The organism is Bacillus cereus group sp. BfR-BA-01331 (assembly GCF_022663915.1).
Lineage (GTDB): Bacteria > Bacillota > Bacilli > Bacillales > Bacillaceae_G > Bacillus_A > Bacillus_A mycoides.
Map to the genome: position 1 here is coordinate 1 of NZ_JAKUGJ010000057.1, position 10,499 is coordinate 10,499.

A 10,499-nucleotide genomic window follows, 5' to 3' on the forward strand; every position below is an offset into this window, starting at 1 on the left:
TTGATTTAAACCCTTTGATAACATCTGTTTTATTATCTTCAAACAGTTTTTTGACTTGTGCTGCAGGGATCGCTTTTTCTTTTATTTTTTTGGGTAAGCCAATATTACAGTTCGGGTGATTGCTGCAACCGAAAAATTTCCCCCTATCTAAAATAATTCCATTTCTACAAGGACATTGGCAAACCTCTATTTGTTGCTTCCAGGTCTCTATTAAATTGTACGAAACGGTATCAGGAATTTTTATAATCGCTTGCGTTATTTTTCGTACAAACGCATTTGTTTGTACAATGAAGTCTTCATAACTCATTTCATTCTTTTCAATACGATATATCATCCCTTCCATTTCAGCTGTGTATAGTGGATCTTTAATTTGTTGAACAGGAAATTGTTCAACAAAATCACGACCAATTGGAGTTGTACTGATTTTTCCTTTTTCAATGGCGATATAGTTTCGTTCATACAAAGCAGGGATAAAAGTCGCTTCCGTTGCAACGGTTCCTATTCGCTTTCCTTTCATCAGTTCTTTTAAATGTTCGTCATCAATTTTGCGTCCAGCTGTTTCCATGAAAGTCAGAATTGAGCTTTCTGTGTGTAGCGCGGGTTTCTTTGTTTTGGATTCAAGTAACTCAAAATCGCAGATTTGAAGTTCATGTCCTTTCTGCAGAATAGGAATTTTAAATGCTTCCACACTTTCTTCTTCTTTTTCCTCTTGAAATACTTCTAGAAACCCTTTTTCCCTAAGTACACTTTCTTTTGTTTGATAGATATTACCCACCGAGTCAATAAGTGATACGTCTCTTACTAGATACACTGCAGGACGCATGAAATTACCCACAAAGCGTTTTACTACAAGATCATAGAGCTGTTTTTCAATATCAGGACGCTCTCCTCCCATATATTGTTTTGTCGTCGGAATGATAGCGAAATGGCTTGATACAAGCTCATCATTGAATGTTTTATGTTTTGTATTAATTGCCTCAATATCTACTATTTGTACCAATGACGAATAGTGACTCGTTGCTAATGAGTGCATAACACCTTTCACACGCTCTACTTGTTCTGTAGGTAAATGCCTAGAAGAAGAACGTGGATAGGTAATAAATCCTTCTTCATACAAGTTCTGAATATGTTTTCTTGCGGTTTCTGCATTAATCTGCAGATGAGCATGAGCATCTTTATATAAATCCGTTAAGTTATATAATAATTTAGGATTCTTCTTTCGATTTCCTTCTTTAAATTCTTCCACCACGAGATATTGGCCTTTCAAGTTTTCTCCCAAACTTCTTAATGGCGATGGGTTTAATACCTGGTCTTCTGTTTTCATAACCGGAGTGATTCCTAAATCTGTTACTAGTTGCAGATGATAATAAGATTGCTCTCTATAGTTTTCAATCGCTACCTCACGTTGTCGTATCTCATTTAATAAACACATCTGTACACGTCCAGAGGATAACAGGAACTTATTCTGTGCTAATTTCGTTGTACATCCCCTCGTTATGTTCATACCTAATAGATAGTCCAAGTACTGTCTTGCTTTAGCAGAATACGCCAGTCCATCGTATTTTGATGCGCTTTCTAATCGATTAAGCGCTGCCTCTAGTTCTGCTGCTTCATAAGAGGATTTATATACACGAGATTGCTTTTTATTCACTCCTGCATATTCGTACACTTCCCTATAGATTAACTCTCCTTCGCGGTCCGCGTCACATATGTTAACCGCATGGTCAACATCATGTCGTTGCAGCAGTTTAACAAGTATTTGTAATTGTTCAGCATTTTCTTGTTTCACCTTATAAGCTGGCTGATAAATTAAAGGTAAATGCTCTAACTTAAACACTTTATACTCTGGATCCGTCTCTTCCGGATTTTTGAGTTCCAGCAGATGCCCACGGCACCAACTGACAATATAATGATCATTTTCATAATAACCATAGTAAGGCTTACTGCCAGTGTACTTTTGTGCGTGTCGGAATCTTGGTGATTTCATAATTTCATTGGCCACTTTTGGTTTTTCAGCAATAAATAACGTTTTTCCCATACTTTTTTCCTCCTTAAACAAAAAAAGGACACACCTACGCTATGGTTATGCGTAGGTGTGTCCTTTTGCAATCTGATTTTTTAGTATTTGACTACTTTTATAATAACATTACCTCTATTTATATACAAATAATAGTATTACTCAATGGACCCCATTCGTTATATTTAAGCTTTTATATGCTCATATAACCGATTTAATAATAAGTATTTCTATACATCTATTGTTATGTTTAAACCTATATAGATTTTTAACCTGAGGAGGAAAACTAAATTTCAATACATCTATTGTTATGTTTAAACCACCGCCAGATTGGGAGAAAGTTGCTGATACCTTTGTATTTCAATACATCTATTGTTATGTTTAAACCCCGATAATATAAGGATGATTAACAATATATATTACGACAATCCTTTGTATATCAACAATATCCTTCTTTTTTACCAGCAAATTAATGTATTGTGTAACGGTCTTTGTGTTACACCCTTCAAAGCATTCGTAATGCCTACATATCAATGTTATTCTAACATTCGATACTACCTTATGGAGCGTTGACACTTGGTAAAATTACCGTGTATCACTTCTCCATTTATGGCCGGGGAAATCCACCAAAAATTTATTAAATTTCAATCTTGCATCTAGAGGTTCTGATTAATTTGTTGCCTTCCCTCAATACAACTATTGTTATGTTTAAACTTGTAGCGCATTTAGTAAAAGACAAATTTGATGATATTTCGATACATCTATTGGTTTGTTTAAACTGAGTATAGGCCAACAAATTACTCGGTATTAGTTAATTTCAATACATCTATTGCGAATCAAAAGGCGCTGTTCCATATACAATGTCATTTCAATACATCTATTGTTATGTTTAAACCCCCGATAATATAAGAATGATTAACAATAAATATTGCGACAATCCTTTGTATAGCAACAATATCCTGCTTATTTACCAGCAAATTCATGTATTGTGTAACGGTCTTTGTGTTACACCCTTCAAAGCATTCGTAATGCCTACATATCAATGTTATTCTAACATTCGATACTACCTTATGGAGCGTTGACACTTGGTAAAATTACCGTGTATCACTTCTCCATTTATGGCGTGGAAATCTACCAAATCTCTAATGCACTTAAACCCTAACATCAAGATTTTATGAGTCGGCTGTTCTCAAACTCTCAACACATCTACTGTTTATTCCAAACTCCTGAAGTCAACTTTACATAAGTACTGCATCATGCTATTTCAATACATCTATTGTTATGTTTAAACACTTCGTGCAATCAAAAATAAATATTTTTGGTATCAATTTCAATACATCTATTGTTATGTTTAAACAATAATTACTATAGGAAGTCCTAGATATGAATACATATTTCAATACATCTATTGTTATGTTTAAACCCCGATAATATATGGATGATTAACAATAAATATTGCGACAATCCCTTGTATATCAACAATATCCTGCTTTTTTACCAGTAAATTCATGTATTATGTAACGGTCTTTGTGTTACACCCTTCAAAGCATTCGTAATGCCTATGTATCAATGTTTTTTTAACATTCGATACTACCTTATGGAGCGTTGACACTTGGTAAATTTACCGTGTATCACTTCTCCATTTATGGCGTGGAAATCCACCAAATTATTTCATACAATATTCCTAAACTAAGTAATATTTTCTATCTGCTCTATATACTGTTCCATATACTTTTTCGAATTCAACTTTTCTTGTAACTTCAACTGTTTTTGTATCAGTTTTTCAATATTGTATATAGATATGTTTTTTGCCGCATTATAGTCTGCATGAACTTTTAAATTACATTGCTGACATTCAAAGGTAGATTGATCTTGCCGATTATTTTTATGGATATACCCACATTCACTACATCGTTGACTTGTATAGGAGGGGGCAATTTTCACTACTTTAATCCCATATTGATTTGCCTGATTCTCGATTTTCTCTTGTAAATCAAAATACGTCCAATTTTTCAAGAATGTTTGTTCTTTGCTTATCCCTTGCAAATTTTCTAACTGTATACACCCACACTTATATTTCAAACATTGTTGTACTATATAATTGGCATACTTATGATTCGTAGAATTTCTGAACCTGGCTACTTTATCATTTAGTACATCAACTGGTTTAATTCGCTTTTTACGGCCTTTACCTATCCTATTTTCACTACAATATTTACCTTGACGTAATAAACTTATACGTCTGTGTTCAATTTTTTTTCGAAAAGCCTCAATTTCTTCCCCACTGATTGATCCTCTTATGAACCCTTTATTAAACGCAAAATACAGGACATTTACCTTTCCCATATCAATGCCCATAATAAAATCTTCATCAAATTTACTTTCTTCTATTGCATTTGCCTTATAAGTAACAGATAGATACCATTTATTTTTATATTTATGAAGCATGCTTGCACCTTTAACATATGTTCCATCAATTAACCTGTCTAAAATTACCTTCATACTATTTTGTTTTCGTGTTGATAATTTGACAAGTATTTTACCACTTGACAATTCATTCTCTCTTATAAAACTTGATGAAAAAAGAGATAAATTTGCAATATAATCACCACTTTTTTCTTTTGTTAACTGTATAGAGTTTCCATGAATATCGATTGGCAAATTGTTTCGAAAAGAAGGAATGGACATCTCACCACTCCAGATTTCTTTTTTTCTACTATTCCATGTCTTAATTGTTTTCTGAAGGGTAGTAGACATATTAGCTTTATTAATATCCAGATACTCGAATTTTAATTGATCATAGATATAACCACTTATAGTTTTTTGTGTGCATCCATATAGTTGCTGGGTACTTGGATATAAACCATTCTCTTTAAAATGATTCAGCGACTGATTATCAAACTCCCAAAGCTTTTGTATAGTTCGATTTCCAATTGTCCTTACTTGATACGTAAGTGTACGTAAATACGTTTCAAAAACCTTCCACTCTATATTTACCGGACAGACTATTTGGTATTTCATTACTTTTACAACTGTACTCAAATATTTCACCTCACCGTTATCTTGGTCATTGCCTCAATATAACCGATTAGTTTAAAAATCATACCAGATAAGAAATATGTTCCAATACTTGCTATAATTGAAGTACTTATAAATTAATGGGGAGAAAAAGAATTGTGAAAAAATTAAATACTTTAGATAATACAATCATTGAGCATTTAGCTTGTTTAGAAATAAATAAATACATACTACAACCCCCTTTTCATTTACAAAGTAATGTACAGTGGAATGACAAGGGACTATCTTTTGATGGAGATATTAATGTTTATACTAACAAAATTAAGAAAACGGATTTTATAGGTACTGTACCAATACAAATTAAAGGTACAACCAAACGTAAGAAAATCAAAAAACAAAAAAAAATCTCCCATCCTATAAATAAAGAGGATTTAGATGTTTATTATAAAAATGATAATGGGGTACTATATTTTGTAGTTACTATCCACCCAGAGACATATGTAAGCCAACCATTTTATAAAATTCTAGCTCCATTGGATATAAAAAAACTTTTAGATGAAATAGCATTAACTGGACAACAATCAATAACAATTAATTTTAAAAAGCTAGAAAATGGGGAGTTAGAAAGTATTTGCAGTTCTTTTCTAAACTCAGTGGAAAAACAGTCAAAAAGATTTATAGAGGATGCTAAAAATATAGAATTCTCACAATACAAAATTGAATATGGGTATGTTCAAAATAATGCTTTAGTAGATTTATTTGAAGAACAAGCATATGTATATGGTGTATTAAATGATGTAGACTTTCCAATAGATATATTTCAACTACAAGAAATGCACAAAGAAACAGATGAAATAGTAACAATAGGTAATGAAACACTCCGTATAAAATCTACATTAATAATAAATAAAGAAATTATTTGTCTTACAATTGAAGATTCTTTAACATTTGAATTTAGTAAACAATTTGTTGATGGCCAATTAAAATTAATAAATGGTAAGGTGCATTTAAGTAAATTAAAAACTCTCGGATCCTATGTAAAAAGCTTAAAGGTACTTAAATATCTATTAACATATAATAAAATTCCTTTATCCACTTTCGAAATTGACACTACATTAAATGAAAAGGAAACTTTTAAAGATATTGATGAAAATATAAGAATCCATGAAGAACTTATCCAAATATGCAAACAGATAGGAATTGGTGATGACTATATTTTTAATGAGAAGGAAAACCTATTCATCCTTTTTAATAAAATTATTAACATATTTAAAAATAAGCAGTACGATTTAATTGATTTTAATACCCCTTTAGATGAAGACGGTATGGCATTTTGTAACATTGAACTCTCTGATTACGTGATGGCAACATTACTATTTGACGGCAATACTTTTATTGACTTTTTCAGTCTTGAAGCAATTAAAAAAATAGGTGCATTCCTTCCCAAAGATGGGCATGTTATTGATTATGAAGATGCTAATTGTAGGGAGAAAATTTGGAAAGTAAGTCTATATGTTAATCAAAGTATTGAGAATATGGAAAGAGCCGCAAACTTTAAATATGAAATTTTAGAACTTTCTTTTCAAGATGAACACCATGATATTGATTCTCTTAATAGTATAGATACCCATCTAAAATATATTGGTTATTTTGATGAATCTTCTGATGAAAGATATTTAAGAATTGCACAAGATCTTATCCAAAGATACCTATTAAAGAATCCTAAAGATATCATACAAAGAATTAATCTGTATCAAATTAATATTAGACTAGGTAATGAGCTATCAGATGACGAAATTGAGGATATCTTGACCATCCAAGAAAACGCTCCAAATAAAAATGATAAAATTTTAGACTACGCTTGTGAAGTATTATTACAAAATAGGTTAAAATCCAAAAGATTATATGAATCTCTAAAAAAAGATGATCAAGATACCATTAAGATGTATCCTGTTTACCATTTATATAAAAAATTAATTTCAATTTAAATCTAACTTTGCTCGAACATCTTCGTGAACTACTCACCACATAACAGACGCTTGAAGTGGAAGTCTCCTGGAAGGTAAGTACTTTTACTAGTCACTTATATTCACCAAACAAATAGGGTAATGCCTCCCCCTAAAAAATCTCCAATTTCAAAGAGTTCGTTAGGAAATTAAGTGATGAGTAGTTCAATCTGTAGTTAATTAGCAATGGTCGCAGAAAATCTATATAATTAAATACAACGTACTTTAAGGTATAATATAAGTTATACCCTTGGAAATAAGCACTATTATTGTTTGTTCATTTTCAAGCAAAAAACATGTAATGGAGGCATTTAAATGGTCGAGCATCAGAAAATTAAGGATAAGGATATTTACATAGTTGAGCATCACCATCATGTACTTGAGCCATGGGCTATTCATCGAGAAAGAAATGCAGCCCCTATCCTAGTAACCCTTGATCATCATACAGATTGTAATTCTGCTTTCCTTAATCATTCATCTTGTAAATTCAAGGGTGAAAGCGGCGAGGTTATTGCCGAGAGAGAGGATTATAGAAGGATTTGCGTAGAACAAATTAACTATAATGATTTGCAAACTGTTCAGTCTGCAATCGGGAACTTAAAGCATGACGAACATATCGATGCAGCTATTAAATCTAACATAATAGAAAAGGCTTTTATTATTAATTATAATGCATGCAGCGATACACCAATATCGTTTAAAGAGGAAAAAAGAATAGAAGCATTTAATTTTAAAATGTTAGGTATGTCACCTGGAGAAGATTTTGAAGTCCAAGCACCAGAAGGTTATCATGAATCTACAGATAGCATGTACATTCTTGATAGAAAATGTTGGATTGGTAATCAAACTGAACATCCTGACCCATGCAATGATAACTGCAAAAAACCACACTATGACCAAGCAATAGAGTCGATTTACCTAGAAGATAAATTAAATACTATAAATGAGATGGTACCAGGTTTAATACAAGATAATCAATTTACTCAAGAATATATCCTTGATATTGACTTAGATTATTTCCATACGTTAAGGTCAATTCATCCCGAAGACTATGATATCTTTTACAACCTAATTAGAAATGCCAAAATAATTACAATTGCCATGGAATCTCTTTGTGTTGATGATGGAAAATATGGAGATGAGGATATTGATAGTGCTTCATTATTAACCGCATTACTAAGTCACATAGAAGAGGCATTAAGCTAACCAACTATTAATGATTAGGTATAAAAAAAGGCTCCTAAAAAGGAAGCCTTTTTTTATTTTATTTATCCAGTTAGATATTTAAAAACTACTTATTTATTCTCGTCACGAAATCTTTCGGATCTCCTTTTAACTTGTAATATTTTATATTCAGGCGAACAGCTATTACAGAGATTGCTATAATACCTATTACATAAAGAATCATGTCTCCTGCTCCATTCGTTATTGTTTTGCAAACTTATTATGTAAATACTTCACATGTTTCTTTTCAATTCCCTTATCAGTAATGTTTGCTCGCAATATAGTTTGATAGATATGCTGGACCTCTTCTTTTGTTAACTGAATGTCTGTATAAGATTCAATACAGTTCTTCAGATTGTTATAATATAAGACATGTTTATCTTTAGAATGAACGTTTACCCTTTTCAGGCTACATTTTGGATGGAATGTTGCAATAGAGATACACGGCAGCTGTTGTTCCATCACCCATTCAATTGCCTTCGTATGTTTATAGTTTTGTCGAAATGGATTTTGAAAAGAGTGTTTCTTTCTAAAAATACCTTGTGTCCATCTTGCCGCCTTCTCATCTCCATAGATCCAGCCCTCGTAGTTCTTCGTCTCTATGACAAATACACCTGTTTCCGCAATAACAATATGGTCAATTTGCGTTGTATCACCATACTCCGTATGAACCGTCACATCATGTAACACATAATAACTTTCAGGATTTAATTTACTTAATATACGTTTCACCAGTTTTTCTCCGGCTTTCCCTTTCCATTTAGGTACATGTTTTTTTACAACAATATTCAATGGAATCAGAATCGCAATAAGAATTAATTCGAATATCAATACTTTCATAATAAAAGCCTCCTTTTCATACTCTTGCGTTTTTGCGTATCAAACGATATACATACGTTTCTAATCCTAAAATAAAATATGAGATACATAAGCCTTTTATCACCATCTCTACAAATCCTAAAGCTAATGAAACAATGAGCCCACCCCGAAATTGAAAGGGTCTTGTCACCCTTCGATTCACTGGCTTTTCAATGACACCAAAGTTAGCCCAGGTTGGTAAACGTTTTTCCACATTCTTTATGGTGCCCATTAATCCATATTTAAGCGACAAAATGAAACATCCGATTAATAAATACACAATGGAAGAAAAATAGATAGATAGGCCCATAACGATAATTGTGAGCAACCAACCTACCAAAATGGAATTTCGCAAAGCGATATATTCTCGATTTCTTTTCAAAACAAACAGTCCTTTCAAAATAAATAAGGTTATTTTTATTTGGAAAATATTTACATTTAATTATAAGCATGATATGATACGTCTATATTAATTTACGAACTAGCCTAAAAAGGATTGTGATAGACATGTTAAAACTTGTAGTAGATAATACGGTAACAGAACAAGAAACAGATTCAGCCTTTTCAAATCTCTTTACGTGTAAAGACTGTGTATACTATCTCTCAAAATCAGATTCTTGCAGTCTATTATTAGCATCTGATTCAAATAATCCTCTCATCCCTTATGAGTGTGGGAATTTTGAGGAAACCTATGAAATCGGAACGGAAGATCCATTGAATTCACATATTCATCAACGACTTCGTGAAGAAAAAGCACAAATACTGGCTGAAAATTATCCAGCACAACCTTCTATTGATCCGATTCATAAAGAAGCAATATGGTATGGAGCAGCAGATTATGGTTGCTGGATTGTAAATGATGCAAAGAAACGTTTTGCTCTTGCAGAACAGGTTCCTTTCGGTGATAATTATATGTCATCTGAAAAATACGCATCTCCTTTCCCTTTACATGATCATGGTGCAAAAGAAGGTATTAGGCACTATATGTGCTGGTATGTAAACGTAAAAGGGATAGGCGAATACCATCTACTTATTGGTGGTGTCATCATGAAAATTGCAGAAGGAGTTAAGAAACTTGGATTCAATTACTAATCACCTCTACAAGAAAAGAATGTTAGAACATACGATATTATTTAGCCTGGTACATCTGGTACCAATCCTTATCTTTACCGGCATCATTTACTTAGTACTAGATCTTTCTAAGTTGGAATGGCATACTTGGCTTATTTATGAAGGAATTTTTACAATCCTGTTCCTCATAACGAGATTCCAAGTCTTTCAAACGAAAAAAAGTATTCTTTCTATGAAGCAATACGAGAAATGGTTTTCGAAGTTAAATATTATTTTAGTTTCTATTTTTCTTGTCTATTTTGCAG

General features: G+C 32.2%; 7 protein-coding genes and 1 pseudogene. 4 read left to right on the top strand and 4 right to left on the bottom strand.

Annotation, left to right across the window (positions count from 1 at the left end; translation table 11 throughout):
* A partial coding sequence (locus MR155_RS30065; protein WP_242311987.1) for a DNA topoisomerase occupies positions 1–2,038 on the bottom strand: 2,038 nt, incomplete at its 3' end.
* Positions 2,039–3,706: 1,668 nt separating this feature from the next.
* Positions 3,707–5,059 carry an RNA-guided endonuclease TnpB family protein gene (locus tag MR155_RS30070; RefSeq protein ID WP_242311988.1) on the bottom strand — a complete coding sequence of 451 codons (1,353 nt, stop codon included), beginning with the start codon at positions 5,057–5,059 and terminating at the stop codon, positions 3,707–3,709.
* A 134-nt stretch (positions 5,060–5,193) separates the two neighbouring features.
* Here MR155_RS30070 and MR155_RS30075 point away from each other — a divergent pair, with 134 nt between their 5' ends.
* Both MR155_RS30075 and MR155_RS30080 read left to right on the top strand, forming a co-directional pair.
* On the top strand, positions 5,194–7,023 hold the full coding sequence (locus tag MR155_RS30075) for a hypothetical protein (protein ID WP_242311989.1): 1,830 nt from the start codon (positions 5,194–5,196) through the stop codon (positions 7,021–7,023).
* Between the two features lie 333 nt (positions 7,024–7,356).
* A complete protein-coding gene (locus MR155_RS30080; RefSeq protein WP_242311990.1) occupies positions 7,357–8,247 on the top strand; it encodes a peptide arginase family protein in 891 nt (296 codons plus the stop codon).
* Positions 8,248–8,466: 219 nt separating this feature from the next.
* Here MR155_RS30080 and MR155_RS30085 read toward each other — a convergent pair whose 3' ends face one another.
* Together MR155_RS30085 and MR155_RS30090 are read right to left on the bottom strand one after the other, a co-directional pair.
* The gene (locus tag MR155_RS30085; RefSeq protein WP_242311991.1) at positions 8,467–9,105 is read right to left on the bottom strand and encodes a nuclease-related domain-containing protein; all 639 of its coding nucleotides are present in this window, start codon (positions 9,103–9,105) and stop codon (positions 8,467–8,469) included.
* A 16-nt stretch (positions 9,106–9,121) separates the two neighbouring features.
* Positions 9,122–9,505, bottom strand: coding sequence for a hypothetical protein (locus MR155_RS30090; protein WP_242311992.1), 384 nt, complete (start codon positions 9,503–9,505; stop codon positions 9,122–9,124).
* 125 nt (positions 9,506–9,630) lie between these two features.
* Between MR155_RS30090 and MR155_RS30095 the strand changes: the two genes are divergently transcribed.
* Both MR155_RS30095 and MR155_RS30100 read left to right on the top strand, forming a co-directional pair.
* Complete coding sequence (locus tag MR155_RS30095; RefSeq protein WP_242311993.1) at positions 9,631–10,215, top strand: hypothetical protein; 585 nt, start codon at positions 9,631–9,633, stop codon at positions 10,213–10,215.
* Positions 10,199–10,499, top strand: a pseudogene (locus MR155_RS30100) (hypothetical protein); the annotation flags it as partial. The gene MR155_RS30095 and the pseudogene MR155_RS30100, both read left to right, overlap by 17 nt.

What these genes read in the sequence shown, in the direction of transcription:
- MR155_RS30080 (WP_242311990.1), top strand. Translation starts at nt 7,357, where the DNA reads ATGGTCGAGCATCAGAAAATTAAGGATAAGGATATTTACATAGTTGAG.
- MR155_RS30085 (WP_242311991.1), bottom strand. Translation starts at nt 9,105, where the DNA reads ATGAAAGTATTGATATTCGAATTAATTCTTATTGCGATTCTGATTCCA.
- MR155_RS30095 (WP_242311993.1), top strand. Translation starts at nt 9,631, where the DNA reads ATGTTAAAACTTGTAGTAGATAATACGGTAACAGAACAAGAAACAGAT.